Source organism: Streptomyces sp. NPDC002643 (assembly GCF_053592555.1).
In genome coordinates this window covers 361,629-381,573 of sequence record NZ_JBSFVY010000002.1, presented here as the reverse complement: position 1 = coordinate 381,573, position 19,945 = coordinate 361,629, and the positions used below count along the sequence as shown (strand labels likewise).

General features: G+C 69.7%; 18 protein-coding genes. 11 read left to right on the top strand and 7 right to left on the bottom strand.

Annotation, left to right across the window (positions count from 1 at the left end; translation table 11 throughout):
• Positions 1 to 33: 33 nt before the first annotated feature.
• Both ACWD4G_RS04385 and ACWD4G_RS04380 read right to left on the bottom strand, forming a co-directional pair.
• Positions 34 to 1,128: a hypothetical protein gene (locus tag ACWD4G_RS04385; protein WP_451290664.1), complete on the bottom strand. Its 1,095-nt coding sequence runs from the start codon at positions 1,126 to 1,128 to the stop codon at positions 34 to 36.
• Positions 1,129 to 1,345: 217 nt separating this feature from the next.
• Entirely contained in the window at positions 1,346 to 1,951 is a 606-nt protein-coding gene (locus ACWD4G_RS04380; RefSeq protein WP_451290663.1) for an SACE_7040 family transcriptional regulator, read from the bottom strand.
• A gap of 267 nt (positions 1,952 to 2,218) precedes the next feature.
• Here ACWD4G_RS04380 and ACWD4G_RS04375 point away from each other — a divergent pair, with 267 nt between their 5' ends.
• The 4 genes from ACWD4G_RS04375 to ACWD4G_RS04360 are packed head-to-tail and all read left to right on the top strand — an operon-like array spanning position 2,219 to position 7,901.
• Positions 2,219 to 3,817, top strand: coding sequence for a carboxyl transferase domain-containing protein (locus ACWD4G_RS04375; RefSeq protein ID WP_451290772.1), 1,599 nt, complete (start codon positions 2,219 to 2,221; stop codon positions 3,815 to 3,817).
• 14 nt (positions 3,818 to 3,831) lie between these two features.
• Positions 3,832 to 5,787, top strand: coding sequence for an acetyl/propionyl/methylcrotonyl-CoA carboxylase subunit alpha (locus ACWD4G_RS04370; RefSeq protein ID WP_451290662.1), 1,956 nt, complete (start codon positions 3,832 to 3,834; stop codon positions 5,785 to 5,787).
• A gap of 17 nt (positions 5,788 to 5,804) precedes the next feature.
• A complete protein-coding gene (locus ACWD4G_RS04365) occupies positions 5,805 to 6,734 on the top strand; it encodes a hydroxymethylglutaryl-CoA lyase (protein WP_451290771.1) in 930 nt (309 codons plus the stop codon).
• Positions 6,735 to 6,740: 6 nt separating this feature from the next.
• Positions 6,741 to 7,901, top strand: a complete 1,161-nt coding sequence (locus ACWD4G_RS04360) for an acyl-CoA dehydrogenase family protein (protein ID WP_451290661.1) — start codon at positions 6,741 to 6,743, stop codon at positions 7,899 to 7,901.
• A 38-nt stretch (positions 7,902 to 7,939) separates the two neighbouring features.
• Here the strand turns inward: ACWD4G_RS04360 and ACWD4G_RS04355 are convergent, their stop codons facing one another.
• The 5 genes from ACWD4G_RS04355 to ACWD4G_RS04335 form a co-directional block, all read right to left on the bottom strand.
• Complete coding sequence (locus tag ACWD4G_RS04355) at positions 7,940 to 8,953, bottom strand: NAD(P)H-dependent glycerol-3-phosphate dehydrogenase (RefSeq protein ID WP_451290660.1); 1,014 nt, start codon at positions 8,951 to 8,953, stop codon at positions 7,940 to 7,942.
• Positions 8,954 to 9,234: 281 nt separating this feature from the next.
• A complete protein-coding gene (locus tag ACWD4G_RS04350; RefSeq protein ID WP_451290659.1) occupies positions 9,235 to 9,777 on the bottom strand; it encodes a DUF6415 family natural product biosynthesis protein in 543 nt (180 codons plus the stop codon).
• Positions 9,774 to 9,998, bottom strand: a complete 225-nt coding sequence (locus ACWD4G_RS04345; RefSeq protein ID WP_451290770.1) for a hypothetical protein — start codon at positions 9,996 to 9,998, stop codon at positions 9,774 to 9,776. The genes ACWD4G_RS04350 and ACWD4G_RS04345 overlap by 4 nt, the downstream gene beginning before the upstream one ends.
• Before the next feature lie 2 nt (positions 9,999 to 10,000).
• Entirely contained in the window at positions 10,001 to 10,309 is a 309-nt protein-coding gene (locus ACWD4G_RS04340; protein ID WP_451290658.1) for a hypothetical protein, read from the bottom strand.
• 216 nt (positions 10,310 to 10,525) lie between these two features.
• A complete protein-coding gene (locus ACWD4G_RS04335; RefSeq protein ID WP_451290657.1) occupies positions 10,526 to 11,245 on the bottom strand; it encodes a GntR family transcriptional regulator in 720 nt (239 codons plus the stop codon).
• A 57-nt stretch (positions 11,246 to 11,302) separates the two neighbouring features.
• Here ACWD4G_RS04335 and ACWD4G_RS04330 point away from each other — a divergent pair, with 57 nt between their 5' ends.
• From ACWD4G_RS04330 to ACWD4G_RS04300, 7 genes are all read left to right on the top strand, one after another.
• Positions 11,303 to 12,121 (top strand): class I SAM-dependent methyltransferase, encoded by an 819-nt coding sequence (locus ACWD4G_RS04330; RefSeq protein ID WP_451290656.1) that lies wholly within the window; start codon positions 11,303 to 11,305, stop codon positions 12,119 to 12,121.
• Positions 12,122 to 12,478: 357 nt separating this feature from the next.
• A complete protein-coding gene (locus ACWD4G_RS04325) occupies positions 12,479 to 13,528 on the top strand; it encodes an ABC transporter substrate-binding protein (protein ID WP_451290655.1) in 1,050 nt (349 codons plus the stop codon).
• Between the two features lie 118 nt (positions 13,529 to 13,646).
• Positions 13,647 to 14,504 (top strand): siderophore-interacting protein, encoded by an 858-nt coding sequence (locus ACWD4G_RS04320; RefSeq protein ID WP_451290654.1) that lies wholly within the window; start codon positions 13,647 to 13,649, stop codon positions 14,502 to 14,504.
• Positions 14,505 to 14,845: 341 nt separating this feature from the next.
• The gene (gene desA, locus ACWD4G_RS04315) at positions 14,846 to 16,312 is read left to right on the top strand and encodes a lysine decarboxylase DesA (RefSeq protein WP_451290653.1); all 1,467 of its coding nucleotides are present in this window, start codon (positions 14,846 to 14,848) and stop codon (positions 16,310 to 16,312) included.
• Complete coding sequence (locus ACWD4G_RS04310; RefSeq protein ID WP_451290652.1) at positions 16,296 to 17,603, top strand: lysine N(6)-hydroxylase/L-ornithine N(5)-oxygenase family protein; 1,308 nt, start codon at positions 16,296 to 16,298, stop codon at positions 17,601 to 17,603. The genes desA and ACWD4G_RS04310 overlap by 17 nt, the downstream gene beginning before the upstream one ends.
• Positions 17,600 to 18,133, top strand: a complete 534-nt coding sequence (locus ACWD4G_RS04305; RefSeq protein ID WP_451290651.1) for a GNAT family N-acetyltransferase — start codon at positions 17,600 to 17,602, stop codon at positions 18,131 to 18,133. The genes ACWD4G_RS04310 and ACWD4G_RS04305 overlap by 4 nt, the downstream gene beginning before the upstream one ends.
• A complete protein-coding gene (locus tag ACWD4G_RS04300; RefSeq protein WP_451290650.1) occupies positions 18,130 to 19,902 on the top strand; it encodes an IucA/IucC family protein in 1,773 nt (590 codons plus the stop codon). The genes ACWD4G_RS04305 and ACWD4G_RS04300 overlap by 4 nt, the downstream gene beginning before the upstream one ends.
• Positions 19,903 to 19,945 lie beyond the last annotated feature (43 nt).

Here is a 19,945-nt window from a genome sequence, read left to right as displayed (position 1 = left end):
GAGGCGGAGGGCCGTAACGCTCGTCACGCCCGCTCAGGCGTACTCGATCAGCACCGGGCGCCCGGTGATGCGTACGGTGTCCTTCGCCCCCAGGGAGCGGGAGGTGCCGTCGAGTCGGCGCAGCCGTCGTGCGCCGGAGCCCGCCGTGACGTCCGCCGTGCCGGACAGGGTCCAGCGGATACGGGCCCGGTGCGGGGTGCCGTGGTCACCGGGGACGACGAACTCGCACTGCCAGACGTTGCCCGGCAGCCGGATCTCGCCGCCGTGGCCGCAGGAGCGGATTCCGGCACCGTCGAGCCATCGCTGGAGTCGGTCGAGATACCGGCCCGCCTTGGTGGGCGGCTGCCCCTCGGCCTGGACGACGAGGGGGATCTTGCTGTTGCCCCAGGCGTAGAAGAACATCCGCTCCACACGCCGGGAGTAGAGGCTCATCAGGTAGTAGCGGACGAGGTGGTTCGCGGCGGTGTCCTCGTCCAGGGGGTCGTTCAGCTGGAGAGTCTGGGTGGTTCCGGTGCGCCACAGCGGCAGGTGGTACCCCGCGAGCTGGAAGGTCCGCTCGACGTCCCGGACCGTCTCCAGCATGGTCTCCGGAGGGTCCGTGATCCGCCGCTGGTAGAGGTTGACGGCCGCCGCGTCGCAGTACTGGTAGGCGCCGGACGCGGCGAAGCGGAGCAGATACTCGTGCGACGTCCGCTCCCACAGATCGGTGATCGCGGGGCAGACGACGGTCGCGGCCGGATCGTCCTGCCGGATGATGCGCGCGGCACGGCGGGTCATCGCGACGAGCGTCTCGACGCCGCCGTTGTAGTGGTGCGGGTGATTGGCGGTGATCCACGGCTCGTAGGCGTCGATACGGTCGCCCGCGTGCCGTACCAGCGCGCGCACGAAGGCGTCCCAGTCGGCGAGGTCGTCGGGGGGCGCGGCCCGGGAGTCCTCCCGGTAGGCGGCCTTGCGGCCGTTCGGGGCGGCCCAGGGCGGGGTGCCGCCGAAGACGAACACCGTGGGCAGCCCCTTCCGTTTCGCGGCGTCGAGCAGCCGGTCGAGTGTGCTCCAGTCGAACTCGCCCCGCCGGGAGGGGCGCGGGCTCGGGTTGGGGATAATTCCCGTCTGCCCCGCGACGCCATGCACGCTCCCCCACTGCCTTAAGGGCGTGGGAGGTGCCCCCACTCGCCGCACCGGGCGAAAGCGCAAGTACGTCCGGTCCATCGACGGGGCCTTCCGCCCGGCACGCCGAGAGCACGCTCCCCCACTCTCGGCTTCGCTCGAGCGGGAGGTGCCCCCACGACGCCGCGGGGCCGCCCTCCGGGCGACGACGGGAATTTGACGACAGGACCTAGGCGCGGGCTCACCCCTGCCCCCGCTCCCCCGCCGCCCCGAACGCCCCCCGCGCCATCCGGTGCAGCAGCTCCGCCGTCGCCGCCCGGCCCGGGAGCGATCCCGGTCGGCCCAGATGGGGGGTCGAGTTCAGCAGGCCGAAGACCGAGTGCACCGCCGAGCGGGCGGCGGGCTCGGCCAGTGCGGGGTAGACCTCGCGCAGCACCCCGACCCACAGCTCGACGTACTGCCGCTGGAGCTGGCGGACCAGCTTGCGGTCGCTGTCGCGGAGGCGGTCCAGCTCGCGGTCGTGCAGGGTGATGAGGGGACGGTCGTCGAGGGCGAAGTCGATATGGCCCTCGATGAGGGAGTCGAGCATCGACTCGGCGGGGACCCCGTCGGCCTCCGCCACCCGCCGCTTCGCCCCCGTCAGCAACTGCCCGCTGATCCCCACCAGCAACTCGGCGAGCATCGCGTCCTTCCCCGCGAAGTGGCGGTAGAGACCGGGCCCGCTGATGCCGACGGCGGCGCCTATCTCGTCCACGCCCACACCGTGGAAACCGCGCTCGGCGAAGAGGCGCGCGGCTTCCTTGAGGATCTGTTCACGGCGGGTGGGGGCATCCGTTCTGGTGGCCATGGAGGCAATTCTAGACAAGGAGGTTAGCGGTCGTTAACCTGACGGAGACGCGTTAACGCTCATTAACAGATGACCACCGGGTGAGGGGACCGCACGATGGACCAGGCAGGCCGGGCGAAGTCCGCCGCGCTCCGCCCGCGCCCCGAAGGGGCGCGGGGCAGTACTGGACCTGCGGCTACCGCCGCGTGGGCGCGACCAGCCCCGACGGCGCCGCACACGACCGACGACCCATCGCGGCACACCCAGCGGAGCGCTCACGCACCGGAGCTGACGACTGCGGCAGACCCCGCGGCGGAGGCGTATCGGGCGGGCGAGGCCGCGCACCGCGCGCTGGGCGAGGAGCTGCGCGCCAAGCTGGCTGCGGCGAGGCTCGGCGGCGGCGAGAAGGCCCGCGCCCGCCACACGGCACGCGGAAAGCTGCTCCCGCGCGACCGGGTCGACACCCTCCTCGACCCCGGCTCGCCCTTCCTGGAGCTGGCCCCCCTCGCCGCCGACGGCATGTACGAGGGCCAGGCCCCGGCCGCGGGTGTGATCGCCGGGATCGGCCGGGTCAGCGGCCGTGAGTGCGTGATCGTCGCCAACGACGCCACGGTCAAGGGCGGCACGTACTACCCGATGACGGTGAAGAAGCACCTCCGCGCCCAGGAGGTGGCCCTGGAGAACCGCCTCCCCTGCCTGTACCTCGTCGACTCCGGCGGCGCTTTCCTGCCCATGCAGGACGAGGTCTTCCCGGACCGCGAGCACTTCGGGCGGATCTTCTACAACCAGGCGCGGATGTCGGGCGCCGGCATCCCGCAGATCGCGGCCGTCCTCGGGTCCTGCACCGCCGGTGGCGCGTACGTCCCGGCGATGAGCGACGAGGCCGTCATCGTGCGGAACCAAGGGACGATCTTCCTCGGCGGCCCCCCGCTGGTGAAGGCCGCCACCGGTGAGGTCGTCACCGCCGAGGAGCTGGGCGGCGGCGAGGTCCACTCCCGGATCTCCGGCGTCACCGACCATCTCGCCGAGGACGACGCCCACGCCCTGCGCATCGTGCGGAACATCGTCGCCACCCTCCCCGAGCGCGGCCCCCTGCCCTGGAAGGTCGTCCCCACCACCGAGCCGAAGGTGGACCCGTACGGCCTCTACGGCGTCGTCCCCGTCGACTCCCGCACTCCCTACGACGTTCGCGAGGTCATCGCGCGCGTGGTGGACGGCTCCCGTTTCGCCGAGTTCAAGGCGGAGTTCGGGCAGACCCTGGTCACCGGTTTCGCCCGCGTCCACGGCCACCCGGTCGGCGTCGTCGCCAACAACGGCATCCTGTTCTCCGAATCCGCCCAGAAGGGCGCCCACTTCATCGAGCTGTGCGACCAGCGCGGTATCCCCCTGGTCTTCCTGCAGAACATCTCCGGCTTCATGGTCGGCAAGGACTACGAGGCGGGCGGCATCGCCAAGCACGGCGCCAAGATGGTGACGGCGGTGGCCTGCACGCGCGTACCGAAGCTGACGGTCGTCATCGGCGGCTCGTACGGCGCGGGCAACTACTCGATGTGCGGCCGGGCCTACTCCCCCCGCTTCCTGTGGATGTGGCCCAACGCCAAGATCTCCGTGATGGGCGGCGAGCAGGCGGCGTCGGTGCTGGCGACGGTGAAGCGGGACCAGTTGGAGGCGCGGGGAGAGGACTGGCCCGCGGAGGACGAGGACGCCTTCAAGGCACCCGTCCGTGAGCAGTACGAGCGCCAGGGGAACGCCTATTACGCGACGGCCCGCCTCTGGGACGACGGCGTCATCGACCCACTGGAGACCCGACAGGTCCTGGGGCTGGCCCTGACCGCGTGCGCCAACGCGCCGCTGGGCGAGCCGCACTTCGGCGTCTTCCGGATGTGAGGAGGAGGGGACTCGTGTTCGACACCGTACTCGTGGCCAACCGGGGCGAGATCGCCGTCCGCGTCATCCGCACGCTGCGCTCGCTGGGCGTGCGCTCGGTGGCCGTGTACTCCGACGCCGACGCGGACGCCCGGCACGTCCGCGAGGCCGACACGGCCGTACGCATCGGCCCCGCGCCGGCGGCCGAGAGCTATCTCTCGGCCGAGCGCCTGCTGGAGGCGGCGGCCCGCACCGGCGCCCAAGCCGTCCACCCGGGCTACGGCTTCCTCGCGGAGAACGCCGAGTTCGCGCGGGCCTGCGCCGACGCGGGCCTGGTCTTCATCGGCCCGCCCGCCGACGCCATCTCCCTGATGGGCGACAAGATCCGAGCGAAGGAGACGGTACGGGCGGCCGGCGTGCCGGTGGTGCCGGGGTCGAGCGGCAGCGGACTGACGGACGCGGAGTTGTCCGAAGCCGCCCACGCGATCGGTATGCCGGTGCTGCTGAAGCCCAGCGCGGGCGGCGGCGGCAAGGGCATGCGGCTGGTGCGGGACGCGGCGGTGCTGGCCGACGAGATCGCCGCCGCCCGCCGCGAGGCCCGCGCCTCCTTCGGCGACGACACCCTCCTCGTGGAGCGGTGGATCGACCGCCCCCGCCATATCGAGATCCAGATCCTGGCCGACGCCCACGGCCATGTCGTCCACCTCGGCGAACGCGAGTGCTCGCTGCAGCGCCGCCACCAGAAGCTCATCGAGGAGGCGCCGAGCGTGCTCCTCGACGAGGAGACCCGGGCGGCGATGGGCGAGGCGGCGGTCCAGGCGGCCCGCTCGTGCGGCTACCGGGGCGCGGGCACGGTGGAGTTCATCGTCCCCGGCGGCGACCCGTCCTCGTACCACTTCATGGAGATGAACACCCGCCTTCAGGTGGAGCACCCGGTGACCGAGATGGTGACCGGGCTCGACCTGGTGGAGTGGCAACTACGGGTGGCGGCGGGCGAGCGACTGCCCTTCGGGCAGGAGGACATCCGGCTCACCGGCCACGCGATCGAGGCCCGCATCTGCGCCGAGACCGTGTCCGTCAAGGAGGGCGTCCGGGGCTTCCTCCCCTCCGGGGGGACGGTGCTCAAGCTTTGTGAACCCCAGGGCGACGGCGTACGCACCGACTCCGGTCTGAGCGAGGGCACGGAGGTCGGGTCGCTGTACGACCCGATGCTGTCCAAGGTCATCGCGTACGGCCCCGACCGCCCGACCGCGCTGCGCCGACTCCGGGCCGCCCTCGCCGAGACGGTCACGCTGGGGGTGGGGACGAACGCCGGGTTCCTGCGGCGGCTGCTGGCCCATCCGGCGGTGGTGGCCGGGGAGTTGGACACGGGGTTGGTGGAGCGGGAGGTGGCGGGGCTGGTCTCCGCCGACGTACCGGAGGAGGTGTACGAGGCGGCCGCGGCCGTACGGCTGGAGGGGCTGAAGCCGACGGGGGCCGGCTGGACCGACCCGTTCTCGGTGCCGAGCGGTTGGCGACTCGGCGGTGAACCGAAGCCGCCGCTCTTCGACTTGCGAGTGACGGGCCTGGAACCCGTCACGCATCGGCTCCGCGGCAGCGCCCATACGGTCACCGGCGACCAGGTGTCCGTGACCCTGGACGGCGTCCGCCACACCTTCCACCGCGCCGCCGACTGGGTAGGCCGCGACGGCGACGCCTGGCACGTACGGGACCACGACCCGGTGGCGGCCTCCCTGAACCGTTCCGCGCACGCCGGGGCCGACTCCCTCACCGCCCCCATGCCGGGCACGGTCACTGTCGTGAAGGTGGCCGTCGGGGACGAAGTGACCGCCGGGCAGAGCCTGTTGGTCGTGGAGGCGATGAAGATGGAGCACGTCGTCTCCGCCCCGCACGCCGGCACGGTCGCCGAACTGGACGTGTCGCCCGGCACGACGGTCGCCATGGACCAGGTGCTGGCCGTTGTCGCACCCCACGAGGAGGCGGAGCAGTGACCGCTCAAGGGCTCCCCATGGCCGTACCGTCCGAGGGCCTGCCCACCCGTGTCCGTATCCACGAGGTCGGCCCACGCGACGGACTGCAGAACGAGAAGGCGACCGTACCGACCGAGGTGAAGGCCGGATTCATCCGGCGCCTGGCCGACACGGGCCTGACGACCATCGAGGCGACCAGCTTCGTCCACCCCGAGTGGGTGCCCCAACTGGCCGACGCGGAGGCCCTGTTCCCCGAGATCAGCGAGCTGTCCGAGTCCGCAGGGGTCGCCCTCCCGGTGCTGGTCCCCAACGAACGCGGCCTGGACCGCGCCCTCACCTTCGGCGCCCGCCGTATCGCGGTCTTCGCCAGCGCCACCGAGTCCTTCGCCCAGGCCAACCTCAACCGCACGGTCGACCAGTCCCTGGCCATGTTCGAGCCGGTGGTCAGCCGGGCGAAGGCCGACGGCGTCCACGTACGCGGCTATCTCTCCATGTGCTTCGGCGATCCCTGGGAGGGCCCGGTCCCGATCCCCCAGGTGGTACGGGTCTGCCGTGCCCTCCTGGACATGGGCTGCGACGAGTTGAGCCTGGGCGACACGATCGGCGTGGCGACGCCGGGCCACGTACAGGCCCTGCTCACCGAACTGACCACGCACGGCACCCCGGTGTCCCGGCTGGCCGTGCACTTCCACGACACCTACGGCCAGGCCCTCGCCAACACCCTCGCGGCGCTGCAACTGGGCGTCACCACGGTCGACGCCTCCGCCGGGGGCCTCGGCGGCTGCCCGTTCGCCAAGTCCGCCACCGGCAATCTCGCCACCGAGGACCTGGTGTGGATGCTGCGCGGTCTCGGCATCGACACCGGCGTCGACCTCGACCGTCTCACCGCCACAAGCGTGTGGATGGCCGCGCACCTGGGCCGACCCAGCCCGTCCCGCACCGTACGAGCCCTCTCCCACCAGGAGTGACCCGCGATGGACCACCACCTCTCCCCCGAACTGGAAGAACTCCGCCGTACGGTCGAGGAGTTCGCCCACGAGGTCGTAGCGCCGAAGATCGGCGACTTCTACGAACGCCATGAATTCCCCTACGAGATCGTCCGCGAGATGGGCCGGATGGGGCTGTTCGGACTGCCGTTCCCGGAGGAGTACGGCGGTATGGGCGGCGACTACCTGGCGCTGGGTCTGGCCCTGGAAGAACTGGCCCGCGTGGACTCGTCCGTGGCCATCACCCTCGAAGCGGGCGTGTCGCTGGGCGCGATGCCGATCCACCTCTTCGGCACGGAGGCCCAGAAGCGGGAGTGGCTGCCTCGCCTCTGCTCCGGCGAGATCCTGGGCGCGTTCGGCCTGACGGAACCGGACGGCGGCAGCGACGCCGGCGCGACGCGTACGACGGCCCGTCTGGACGAGTCGACGAACGAGTGGGTGATCAACGGCAGCAAGTGCTTCATCACCAACTCGGGGACGGACATCACGGGCCTGGTCACGGTAACGGCGGTGACGGACCGTACGCCCGAGGGCAAACCCCTCATCTCCTCGATCATCGTCCCGTCGGGCACCCCGGGCTTCACGGTGGCGGCCCCGTACTCGAAGGTCGGCTGGAGCGCCTCGGACACCCGGGAGCTGTCCTTCACCGACGTACGGGTCCCGGCGGCCAACCTCCTCGGCGAACTCGGCCGTGGCTACGCCCAGTTCCTGCGCATCCTGGACGAAGGCCGCATCGCGATCTCGGCCCTCGCCACAGGCCTGGCGCAAGGCTGCGTGGACGAGTCGGTGAAATACGCGAAGGAGCGCCACGCCTTCGGCCGCCCCATCGGCTCCAACCAGGCCATCCAGTTCAAGATCGCCGACATGGAGATGAAGGCCCACACGGCCCGACTGGCCTGGCGCGACGCGGCCAGCCGCCTGATCTCCGGCGAACCCTTCAAGAAGGAGGCGGCCCTGGCGAAGCTGTACTCGTCGACGATCGCGGTGGACAACGCCCGCGACGCCACCCAGATCCACGGCGGCTACGGCTTCATGAACGAGTACCCGGTGGCCCGCATGTGGCGCGACGCCAAGATCCTGGAGATCGGGGAGGGGACGAGTGAGGTGCAGCGGATGCTGATCGCGAGGGAGTTGGGGTTGGCCGGCTGAACGGGGCTCGGGAAGGCGCCCTGCGGAGCGCCGCAGGGTCAGCGCTCGGGCTTGGTGGGCCGCTGCATCAGCGCTGCGGCGGCCTCGGCGAGGGTGACCTTCGAGTGCAGCAGGTCGGAGATGACTTCCGTGATCGGCATCTCGACGTCGTGGATCTGGGCCAGGGCGAGGATCGCTTCGGCGGACTTGACGCCCTCGGTGGTCTGCCGGGTGGCGGCCGTCGCCTCTTCGACGCTCAGTCCCTTGCCGAGGTGGGTGCCGAAGGTGCGGTTGCGGGAGAGGGGGGATGAGCAGGTGGCGACCAGGTCGCCGAGGCCGGACAGACCGGCGAGGGTGGCCGGGTGGGCGCCCATGGCCACGGCGAGTCTGGTGGTTTCCGCCAGGCCGCGGGTGATGAGCATGGCCTGTGCGTTGTGGCCCGTACCCATGCCGGAGGCGATGCCGACCGCGAGGGCGATGACGTTCTTCACCGCGCCGCCCAGCTCGCAGCCGGTCACGTCGGTGCTGGTGTAGGGGCGGAAGTAGCCGGTGTGGCAGGCCTGTTGGAAACGGCGGGCGACGTCCTCGTCCGGGCAGGCGACGGTGGCGGCGGCGGGGTGGCCCGCCATGATCTCGCGCGCCAGGTTCGGACCGGAGAGTACGGCGACCCGGTCGGCGCCCACACCGGTCACCTCGGTGATGATCTGACTTGCGCGCAGGTGGGTGCCCTGCTCGATGCCCTTCATCAGCGACACGATCACGGTGTCGGGCTCGATGCGCGGCGCCCACGCGGCGAGGTTGGCGCGCAGGGTCTGCGCGGGGATGGACAGCACCAGGAAGTCCGCGCCATCCAGTGCGGTGGCCGGGTCGGTCGTCGCGGTCAGGGCGGCGGGCAGCTCGACGTCCGGGAAGTAACCGGGGTTGCGGTGCCGCGTGTTGATCGCGTCGGCGATCTCGTCCCGGCGGGCGTGCACGATGACGTCGGTACCGGCGTCGGCCAGGATCTTGGCGGCGGCGGTTCCCCAGGACCCGGCCGAGAACACCGCCGCACGGGCGATACGGTGCTGGCTCACTGAAGGGCCTCCGTTTGGGCGCGGGCCCGGTCATCGTATCGGCCGTACCGGGCCCGGCCGGGACATTCGCGGGGTGCCGCAGAGTCAGCAGAACCGCGCGGCGACCCGGCAGCGTGGGCAGCACCCGGTGTGCCTCGCGCAGCATGTTCTGCGCCTGGTCCTCGCCCCACTCTGTCCGGTGGCGCCATGGGCACCGCAGGGCCTGTCACCCTGCGGGCCCGCCTGCCCGCCCCTTGGCCGGGGCGGGAAGCCTGCGGTTCAGCTCTGGGGCAGTTCTGCGGTCACGGTCGCCCACCGCCCAGTTTCTCCAGGTCGTGGAGGAGGTGGTCGACGGAGCGGGCGAGGCGTTGGGCGTGGGCGAGGGTGTGGGGCAGGCGTCCGTCGAGGGTCAGGTTCAGGCGGCGCCGGGCTTCGTCGATGTCGGCCCAAGTGCTCGCTGTGAGGGTGTCGTTGTTCGGTTTCCGGCGGGCGGCCGCCGCTTCTACCTCCAGGATCAGCAGGGTCAGGTGGCCCCGGCACAGGAGGGTCAGGTCGAGCAGGTCGGCGGGCTGGAGTTGATGGGCGTGAGGGGAGAGGAGGCGGGCCGTGGTGTCGCGCATCGTCTCGGTGTCGATGGGCAGCGACTCCATCGGGGTGGCGGTGTCGTCGTCCGGAGGCGCGGCGTTCACCGGGGCACGGCGGAGTCGCCTGATTCCCTCCGGGCATGCCTGGTCCAGCGGGTTGCTGGCGCACTGATGGCACCGATAGCTGTGGGCCACGAAACCCTCCGGGTCCCAGCCCTTGGGCACGACCGCCTCGGTGGTCTCGTCGTCCTGGGTACTCACAGCCGCTCTCCCTTGGACCGTACGTTGGCCGCGGCCACCTCCGCGCTCAAGGTCTCGGCGAGCGTGAGCCGCCGGAGCCTGTCCGCGCAGGCGTCCCATTCCCGCCCACCCCCGATGGGTCGGAGCTGCACGTAGGGGCCCTCGAACCCCATGACCTTGCCGACCCGCTTGCGGTCGGTGTCCTCGACGGTGTCGCCGATGACTGGCCTGCACTTGGGCATCGTCACCAGGCCCTCCTCACCGGGGAGGCCGGGCGCCGGGTCTGCTCGTCCTCACGCACCACGTAGGCACGTACGAGGTCCAGGGCGAAGGCGTCGGCCATGGGGGCGGGAGCCTCGGGGAGCGCCCACAAGTGCGGGGCGCGGCGGATGCGCGCGCGGGCGAGGACGGCTCCCCACACGCCGCAAGGCGCATGCCGGATGGGGAAGTTGGGGCCGAAGTTTGCGTGGACGCTGAGGCCGGGATGGCCGATTCCGCGCCGCCCGAACAGCAGTGCTCTCATCAGCTCGCGCAATCGTGGTACAAGGTTCATTGTCGATCTGCTCCGATCAGGTCGGCCATTCCCCCGGACCGTCGCCACGGTTGCGGGGGCTCGGTTTGTGCGTTGCCAGACTCGGCGCGGCCAGGGCGCCCTCGACTACACCAAGGGCCGCCGAAAGCGTCCGGCTGCGCAGCGCAAGAATGAGACTGGACCGGTGGACCGGTCCAGTCAAGCGCTTCGGGAACCTTGTCAGCCCAACGGGGCCTGTCAGCCCATCCGGTACCGGTCGACCTCTTCGAACACATGGGACGCCGTGACGCCCTCTTCGCACACCAGAGCGCGATGCTCGGCGTCGTACGCCACATGCAGTACCACGGCCACTGCGGCAGGCTGGTCCACTTCGAGCAGGCGCGCCTCATCGTCGTCGGCCAGCCGCACTGTCGTGACGTCCACGCCCTCTATTGGGAAACGGCCCGTCTCCCGGCGCACATAGTGCGTTGTACCTTCGGCGATCGGCCCCTTCAATGCCAGGCGCGGGGCGGCATCCGCGACGGCGGGCGGAAACCAGGCCGTCACCAGGCTGTGCGGCGATCTATCGTCGAGCAGGACCAGCCGGATGCGCCGGAGCGCCTCATCGCCCGGATTCAGGCCGAGGGCCTCGGCCACATGCACGGGTGGCACCGTGCGGTCCGGAATGCCGAGACGACGGTACGGCGCACCACCGACCACCCGCGTCGAACCGGCCCGGCGCCCTCCCGCCGGCCGCGCGACCGGCGTGTCGACGACGGTGAATCCGCTGCCCTGCCGGGCGACCACCAGACCATCGTTGCGCAATGTGTCGTACGCCTTGACGACGGTCGCCCTGGACACGTCCCACTGCTCGGCCAGATCACGCCCAGAGGGCAGTAGATCGCCGGGCTGGAACTCGCCGTTCGCGATCCGTGTCCGCAGATCCTCCGCGATCTGCTCGTACTTCAGCAGGGGCATGGGCCGTAACTTTCCGATCACTGGACTGGTCCACCGGGCAACCATCAGAATGCCCGCATGACAAGCCCTGAGGTAGCGCCGGAGATCGTGACGTTCTACACCGACACCATCGACGAGGCGGACCGGCTGTCCACGACCGCCGATGGGCGTCTGGAGATGGTACGCACACAGGAGTTGCTGCGCCGATATCTGCCCGCCCCACCGGCCCGCGTCCTCGACGTCGGTGGCGGACCCGGCGCCCATGCGCGGTGGCTCGTCGACGACGGATACGGCGTCCATCTCATCGACCCGGTCCCCCGGCACATCGAGCAGGCGCAGCAGACCGGTGCCACCGTCGAACTCGGTGACGCGCGCAGGCTCCCCGTCGAAGACGCCTCGTACGACGTGGTGCTCGTGCTGGGCCCGCTCTACCACCTCCTCGACCGCGCCGACCGCGACCAGGCCCTCACGGAGGCCCACCGCGTCCTCAAGCCCGAGGGTCTCCTGGCCGCCGCCGGCATCAACCGGTACGCCTCGCTGTTCGAGCACACCGCGTTCGCGCATCTGCACGAGGAGCCCCTGCGGCGCAGTATCGACGGCATCCTCGCGACACAGATCCACGACGGGAGGAAGGCCTTCACCGCCGCGTACTTCCACAGCGGCGCGCAACTGCTCGCGGAGGTGGCGACCGCCGGCTTCGACGAGACCGAGGTGTACGGCGTCGAGGGCCCGGCCTGGGCGCTGCTGGCCGCGGCCGAGCGGCACACCGGCGAGTCGCTGATCGGCTCACCGATGTTCGAGTCGGCGCTGACCGCGGCGCGTATGGCCGAGCCCTATCCCGAACTGCTCGCCGCCAGCTCCCACTTGCTGGCGATCGGGCGCCGACCGCCCGCTTGAGGAGACACCAACCAGGCACCGTCCCCCTGGCTGGATTCGCTCTATCCACATCCGATGCGTGGGCCTATAAGCGGGGCTCAACAGGCGCGCACGGAGGGGCTGTTGCGCCGTTCGGTACGCCGTCGCACCCTCCCCGCCATGTCTTCGCATCCACGACTCCACCAGCGGGTTCATCACCTATTGAAATCTCAACCACCCCGCCAACCTTGGATTCACAGGGAACTCAAAGATTAGGGCACGCCTGGACCAGGGCATTCCACTACTTGGAACCACCCTCTGGACAAGCGATGAGGTTAGGCTAACCTACCTTCGAACTCACCCTCGGGCGACCGCCGCCCCGTTCGAAAGTAGCCACACATGTCTCACGCCAGAGCCGCTCACCTCACCCGCCGTGGCATCCTCGCCGCCGGTGGCGCACTCGGTCTCGGTGCCGTCCTCGCCGCCTGTGGAGACGAGAAGAGCAGCAGCAGCGCTGGGTCGGACAAGGAGACGGCTGCCGCCGAGTCGGGTCCCTGGACGTTCAAGGACGACCGCGGCACCACCGTCGAACTCGACAAGACCCCCGAGAACATCGTCGCGTTCGTCGGTGTCGCCGCCGCGCTGTTCGACTACGGCATCGACGTCAAGGGCGTCTTCGGTCCCACCAAGACGCAGGACGGCAAGGCCGACGTCCAGGCCGGCGACCTCGACATCAGCAAGGTCGAGATCATCGGCAACGTCTGGGACGAGTTCAACGTCGAGAAGTACGCCGCGCTCTCCCCCGACGTCCTCATCACCACCATGTACGACGACGCCGGCACCCTCTGGTACGTCCCCGAGGCCTCCAAGGACAAGATCGCCAAGCTCGCCCCGAGCGTCGGCATCTCCGTCTACGACCGCCAGATGACCGAGCCGCTGCAGCGCATGTTGGAGCTGGCGAAGTCGCTGGGCGCCGACACGGAGGGCGAGAAGATCACCGCCGCGAAGAAGCGGTTCGAGGACGCCGCGGCCCGGCTGCGCGCCGCCGCCAAGGCCAAGCCCGACATCAAGGTCCTCGCCGGGTCCGCCAGCCAGGACATCTTCTACGTCTCCGGGTCCAACCTCTCCATCGACCTGGAGTACTACAAGGCCCTCGGCGTGAACTTCGTCGAGCCCGGCGCCGACGCCCTCAAGGCCAGCGGTGGTTGGTTCGAGAACCTCAGCTGGGAGAACGTCGACAAGTACGACGCGGACGTCATCATCATGGACAACCGTACGTCGGCGATTCAGCCGGATGACATCACCGAGGCGACGTGGAAGGCGCTGCCCGCGGTGAAGGCGGGGCAGGTCATCGGGCGCAACCCCGAGCCGATTCTGTCCTACGACAAGTGTGCGCCGCTTCTTGAGGAGTTGGCGGAGGCGATCGAGAACGCGAAGAAGGTTAGTTGACGGAGGTACTTCGACTGCGGGTCCGTTGTGGCTGGTCGCGCAGTTCCCCGCGCCCCTTTTGGGCCTACGGCCCATGAAGGGGCGCGGTAGTACCCCTCCTTACAGAGGAGCCCCCACCATGACCACCGCCATAGCCGCCCCCTTCCGGTTCTTCTCCCTTCAGGTCGTACGGACCCGGCGGCTCGGGCCGTCTCTCGTTCGGGTCTCCTTCGCGGGGGACGATCTGCGGTACTTCCACTCCGACCGCAGAGATCAGTCGCTGTCGCTCTTCCTGCCGCACCCGGGGCAGGACGCGCCCGCCGTTCCCGTCGAGTTGGGCGACGGATGGTGGCAGGGCTGGCGGGAACTGCCCGACGACGTACGGGCCGTGATGCGGTCGTACACCCTGCGGACCCTGCGTGCCGACGGCCATGGCACGACGACCGAGATCGACATCGACTTCGTGCTGCACGGTGTCGAGCCGGAGGCCTCCGTGCCCGCCGGGCCGGCGTCCCGGTGGGCCTCGACCGCCGCCCCCGGGAACCGGGTTCTGCTGCTCGGGCCCGCCATCGCCGACAACCGGGCCATTCGGTTCCGGCCGCCCGAGGACACCGATCTGGTGCTGATCTGGGGTGACGAGACCGCCCTTCCCGCCGCCTCCGCCATCCTGGAGTCGCTGCCCGCCGGTATGCCCGCCCGGGTCTGGCTGGAGGTTCACCACCCCGGCGACATCCAGGACCTGGCCACCGACGCCGACGCCGAGATCACCTGGCTCGTGCGGGACGAAGGGGCCCCGGCCGCCCTCGAATCCGTCCGGGACGCCCAACTGCCGCCCGCCGCGCTGCCGTACGCCTGGATCGCGGGGGAGTCCGGGCGCATCAAGGAGCTGCGGCGGCATCTCGTCCGCGAGCGGGGGATCGACAAGAGGCGGGTGACGTTCGTCGGGTACTGGCGCGAGGGCCTGACCGAGGAGCAGCTGCGGGAGCGCGGCGAGTAGGCCCGCGCCACAGGACCGGCCCCTCGCACGCCCGCTCACCGACCTCGCACGCCCGCTCACCGACCTCACCCGAACCGCACAGCCCTCACCTCACCCACCCGAACCGCAGCAGCCCCCCACCCACCCGCGCCCGCGCGACCTCACCCGCTTCGCCCCGCGACCTCACCCACCCCTCGCCCAAACCCGCGCCGCCGCGTTCCTGAAGTGACCACAGTCACGGGGGAGTCAGGATTTCCGGTGCGTTAATTAGGTTAGGCTTACCTAAGTTGGACGATGTGATCTCGCCCCCCACACCTCACCTCTCCGTCCCACCCGGACTGCCCCGCTCGGAGGACCTCCCCATGCGCTCGCACCTGCTCAATGACACGACCGCGGAGCGGTACCGCCGCACCGTGACCGAAGGCGTGGAGCGGGTGGCGGCCAAACTCGCCACCACCGACCGACCGTTCACCGGTGTCACCGTCGACGCCCTTTCTCCCACCCTTGAGAAAATCGACCTCGACAAGCCGCTGCACGACACGACGGCCGTCCTCGACGAACTCGAAGACGTCTACCTCCGCGACGCGATCTACTTCCACCACCCCCGGTATCTCGCGCACCTCAACTGCCCGGTCGTCATCCCGGCCGTGCTCGGCGAAGCCGTCCTCTCCGCCGTCAACTCCTCCCTGGACACCTGGGACCAGTCGGCCGGCGGCACCCTGATCGAGCGCAAACTGATCGACTGGACCAACGAGCGCATCGGCTTCCACGAGGGCGCCGACGGCGTCTTCACCTCCGGCGGCTCACAGTCCAACCTCCAGGCGCTGCTGCTGGCCAGGGAAGAGGCCAAGCCGGGCCCGGAGGGATGGGAAGGAACGGCTTCCCTCGCCAAACTGCGGATCTTCGCCTCCGAGGTCAGCCACTTCAGCGTGAAGAAGTCCGCGAAACTGCTGGGCCTCGGCCAGGACGCCGTCGTCTCCGTCCCCGTCGACGGCAACAAGCGCATGCAGACCGTCGCCCTCGCCCGTGAGCTGGAGCGCTGCGAGGAGGCCGGGCTCATCCCCATGGCCGTCGTCGCCACCGCCGGCACCACCGACTTCGGCTCCATAGACCCGCTGCCCGAGATAGCCGAGCTGTGCGACCGGTTCGGGGCGTGGATGCACGTCGACGCGGCGTACGGCTGCGGACTGTTGATCTCTCTTAAGCGCCGCGCCCTCCTCAACGGCATCGAACGCGCCGACTCCGTCACCGTCGACTACCACAAGTCCTTCTTCCAGCCGGTGAGTTCGTCCGCCGTGCTGGTCCGCGACGGGGACACCCTGCGCCACGCCACCTACCACGCGGAGTACCTCAACCCGCGCCGTATGGTCACCGAGCGCATCCCCAACCAGGTCGACAAGTCCCTCCAGACCACCCGCCGCTTCGACGCCCTCAAACTGTGGATGACGCTGCGCACGATGGGCGCCGACGGTGTGGGCCGGCTCTTCGACGAGGTGTGCGACCTCGCGGCAGAGGGCTGGAAACTGCTCGCCGCCGACCCGCGCTTCGACGTGGTCGTGGAGCCGCAGCTGTCCACGCTGGTCTACCGCTACATCCCCGAGGCCGTCACCGACCCGGCGGAGATCGACCGCGCCAACCTCTACGCCCGCAAGGCCCTGTTCGCCTCCGGGGACGCGGTGGTCGCGGGCACCAAGGTCGGCGGTCGCCACTATCTGAAGTTCACCCTGCTCAACCCCGAGACGACGGTGGACGACATCGCCGCCGTACTCGATCTGATCGCCGGCCACGCCGAGCAGTACCTGGGAGAGTCCCTTGACCGCGCTTCCTGAACCCGCGCTTCCTGAATCCGCCGTGAAAACACACGACTTCATCGGCATCGGGCTCGGACCCTTCAACCTCGGCCTCGCCTGCCTCACCGAGCCCATCGCCGAACTCGACGGGATCTTCCTGGACTCGAAGCCGCACTTCGAGTGGCACTCGGGCATGTTCCTCGACGGCGCCCACCTCCAGACCCCGTTCATGTCGGACCTGGTCACCCTCGCCGACCCGACGTCCCCGTACTCCTTCCTCAACTACCTGAAGGACTCCGGCCGTCTGTACTCGTTCTACATCCGCGAGAACTTCTATCCGCTCCGGGTCGAGTACGACGACTACTGCCGCTGGGCCGCGAACCGGCTGAGCAACGTCCGCTTCAACACCACGGTGACGGAGGTGACGTACGAGGCCGCCGACGAGGTCTACGTCGTACGCACCGCCGCCGGCGAGTCGTACCGCACCCGGCGGCTCGTCCTCGGCACCGGCACCGTCCCGTACATCCCGGACGCCTGCCAGGGCCTCGACGGCGACTTCTTCCACAACGCCCAGTACATGCACCGCAAGGCGGAGCTGCGGTCGAAGAAGTCGATCACGATCGTCGGCAGCGGCCAGAGCGCCGCCGAGATCTACTACGAACTGCTCTCCGAGATCGACGTCCACGGCTACCAGCTGAACTGGGTGACGCGCTCCCCGCGCTTCTTCCCCCTCGAATACACCAAGCTGACGCTGGAGATGACGTCCCCGGACTACATCGACTACTTCCGCGCGCTGCCCGAGGAGACCCGCTACCGGCTGGAGAAGCAGCAGAAGGGCCTGTTCAAGGGCATAAACGGGGATCTGATCGACTCGATCTTCGATCTGCTGTACCAGAAGAACGTCAGCGGCGGCGGACGTCCGGTCCCGACCCGTCTGCTCACCAACTCGTCCCTCAACAGCGCGCGTCACGAGGACGGGCGCTACATCCTCGGCCTCCGCCAGGACGAGCAGGGCAAGGACTTCGAGATCGAGACCGAGGGCCTGGTCCTGGCCACCGGCTACCACTACCAGCCGCCGGCCTTCCTCGCCTCGCTCCACGACCGGCTCGTCTTCGACGGCCACGGCCGCTTCGACGTGGCCCGCAACTACGCCATCGACGTCACCGGCCGCGGCGTCTTCCTCCAGAACGCCGGCGTCCACACCCACAGCATCACCTCCCCCGACCTGGGCATGGGCGCCTACCGCAACGCGTACATCATCCGCGAGCTGCTGGGCACCGAGTACTACCCGGTCGAGAAGACGATCGCCTTCCAGGAGTTCGCCGTATGAACTTCACCTTCCGTCCGCTGGACCCGCTGAGCGACGGCGAACTCCTGCACTCCTGGGTGACGCACCCCAAGGCGGCGTACTGGATGATGCAGGGCGCCAAACTGGAGGACGTCGAGCGGGCCTACATGGAGATCGCGGCCGACCCGCACCACCACGCCCTGCTGGGGCTGCTCGACGGCGAGCCCGCGTTCCTCATGGAGAAGTACGACCCCGCCCACCGTGAACTCGTCGGCCTGTACGAGCCCGAGCCCGGAGACGTCGGTATGCACTTCCTGGTGCCGCCGACGGACACCCCGGTGCACGGCTTCACCAGGTCCGTGATCACCGCCGTGATGGCGCACCTCTTCGAGGACCCGGCCACCCACCGGGTCGTCGTCGAGCCGGACGTGTCCAACAAGGCCGTCCACGCCCTCAACGAGGTCGTCGGTTTCGTCCCCGACCGCGAGATCGACAAGCCGGAGAAGCGCGCACTGCTGAGCTTCTGTACGCGAGAGCAGTTTTTCGAGGCTGCCCGAGGAGTAGCTGTATGACCCTCTCCGATGCCGTGGCGCATCTGTCCCCCCACCGCTGGGCACGGGCCAACCGCCTGCTGATCCGCAAGGCCCTCGCCGAGTTCGCCCATGAGCGGCTCATCACCCCGCAGGCCACCGCGGACGGCCGCTACGAGGTCCGCAGCGACGACGGTCTGACCCGTTACGGGTTCACCGCCGTCCGGCGTGCCCTCGACCACTGGCAGGTCGACGCCGACTCGATCTCCCGTCAGCGAGACGGCGTCGACCTCCCTCTGGCCGCCCTGGACTTCTTCATCGAGCTGAAGGGCTCCCTCGGCCTGAGCGACGAGATCCTCCCGGTCTATCTGGAGGAGATCTCCTCCACCCTCTCCGGCACCTGCTACAAGCTCACCAAGCCGCAGATCCCGGTCACCGAGCTGGCCGAGGCCGGTTTCCAGGCCATCGAGACCGGGATGACCGAGGGCCACCCCTGCTTCGTCGCCAACAACGGCCGCCTCGGCTTCGGCGTCCACGAGTACCTCTCGTACGCGCCCGAGACCGCGAGCCCGGTCAAACTGATCTGGCTGGCCGCCCACCGCTCCCGCGCGGCCTTCACGGCGGGCGTGGGCATCGAGTACGAGGCGTTCCTCCGCGACGAGCTGGGCGCGGAGACGGTCGCCCGCTTCCACTCCGTCCTCACCGGCCTGGAGCTGGACCCGGCCGACTACCTCTTCATCCCGGTCCATCCCTGGCAGTGGTGGAACAAGCTCACCGTCACCTTCGCCGCCGAGGTCGCCCAGCAGTACCTGGTGTGCCTCGGCGAGGGCGACGACGAGTACCTGGCCCAGCAGTCGATCCGCACCTTCTTCAACCACTCCGCCCCCGAGAAGCACTACGTGAAGACGGCCCTGTCCGTCCTCAACATGGGCTTCATGCGCGGCCTCTCGGCGGCGTACATGGAGGCGACCCCGGCCATCAACGACTGGCTCGCCGGGCTCATCGACAGCGACCCGGTGCTGAAGTCCACGGGCCTGTCGATCATCCGCGAGCGCGCGGCCGTCGGTTACCGGCACCTGGAGTACGAGGCGGCAACCGACAAGTTCTCCCCGTACCGCAAGATGCTGGCCGCGCTGTGGCGGGAGAGCCCCGTGTCCGGCCTCCAGGACGGCGAGTCCCTGGCGACCATGGCCTCCCTGGTCCATGTCGACCACGAGGGCAACGGCTTCGCGGCGGCGCTCATCGCACGCTCCGGCCTGACCCCGACGGAGTGGCTGCGCCGCTACCTTCGGGCGTACTTCACCCCGCTCCTCCACAGCTTCTACGCCTACGACCTGGTCTTCATGCCGCACGGCGAGAACGTCATCCTGGTCCTGAGGGACGGCGTCGTGGAGCGGGCGATCTACAAGGACATCGCCGAGGAGATCGCGGTGATGGACCCGGACGCGGTCCTCCCTCCGACGGTCGAACGCCTGCGCGTCGAAGTCCCCGAGGACAAGAAACTCCTGTCCATCTTCACGGACGTCTTCGACTGCTTCTTCCGCTTCCTCGCCTCCAACCTGGCGGACGAGGGAGTCCTGGAGGAGGAGGACTTCTGGCGCACGGTCGCCGAGACGGTCCGCGACTACCAGCACTCCATGCCCGAACTGGCCGACAAGTTCGCCCAGTACGACATGTTCGCCCCCGAGTTCGCCCTCTCCTGCCTCAACCGCCTCCAGCTGCGCAACAACAAGCAGATGGTGGACCTGGCGGACCCGGCGGGGGCGCTGCAGCTGGTCGGCAACCTGAACAACCCGATCGCGGGCCTCTAGCGACCCGGCTCGGCCCCACCAGGCTGACGGGCACCTCGGAGTA

What these genes read in the sequence shown, in the direction of transcription:
- ACWD4G_RS04345 (WP_451290770.1), bottom strand. Translation starts at nt 9,998, where the DNA reads ATGCCCAAGTGCAGGCCAGTCATCGGCGACACCGTCGAGGACACCGAC.
- ACWD4G_RS04330 (WP_451290656.1), top strand. Translation starts at nt 11,303, where the DNA reads ATGACAAGCCCTGAGGTAGCGCCGGAGATCGTGACGTTCTACACCGAC.
- ACWD4G_RS04360 (WP_451290661.1), top strand. Translation starts at nt 6,741, where the DNA reads ATGGACCACCACCTCTCCCCCGAACTGGAAGAACTCCGCCGTACGGTC.
- ACWD4G_RS04325 (WP_451290655.1), top strand. Translation starts at nt 12,479, where the DNA reads ATGTCTCACGCCAGAGCCGCTCACCTCACCCGCCGTGGCATCCTCGCC.
- ACWD4G_RS04320 (WP_451290654.1), top strand. Translation starts at nt 13,647, where the DNA reads ATGACCACCGCCATAGCCGCCCCCTTCCGGTTCTTCTCCCTTCAGGTC.
- ACWD4G_RS04335 (WP_451290657.1), bottom strand. Translation starts at nt 11,245, where the DNA reads ATGCCCCTGCTGAAGTACGAGCAGATCGCGGAGGATCTGCGGACACGG.
- ACWD4G_RS04305 (WP_451290651.1), top strand. Translation starts at nt 17,600, where the DNA reads ATGAACTTCACCTTCCGTCCGCTGGACCCGCTGAGCGACGGCGAACTC.
- desA (WP_451290653.1), top strand. Translation starts at nt 14,846, where the DNA reads ATGCGCTCGCACCTGCTCAATGACACGACCGCGGAGCGGTACCGCCGC.
- ACWD4G_RS04380 (WP_451290663.1), bottom strand. Translation starts at nt 1,951, where the DNA reads ATGGCCACCAGAACGGATGCCCCCACCCGCCGTGAACAGATCCTCAAG.
- ACWD4G_RS04340 (WP_451290658.1), bottom strand. Translation starts at nt 10,309, where the DNA reads ATGAACCTTGTACCACGATTGCGCGAGCTGATGAGAGCACTGCTGTTC.
- ACWD4G_RS04365 (WP_451290771.1), top strand. Translation starts at nt 5,805, where the DNA reads ATGGCCGTACCGTCCGAGGGCCTGCCCACCCGTGTCCGTATCCACGAG.
- ACWD4G_RS04300 (WP_451290650.1), top strand. Translation starts at nt 18,130, where the DNA reads ATGACCCTCTCCGATGCCGTGGCGCATCTGTCCCCCCACCGCTGGGCA.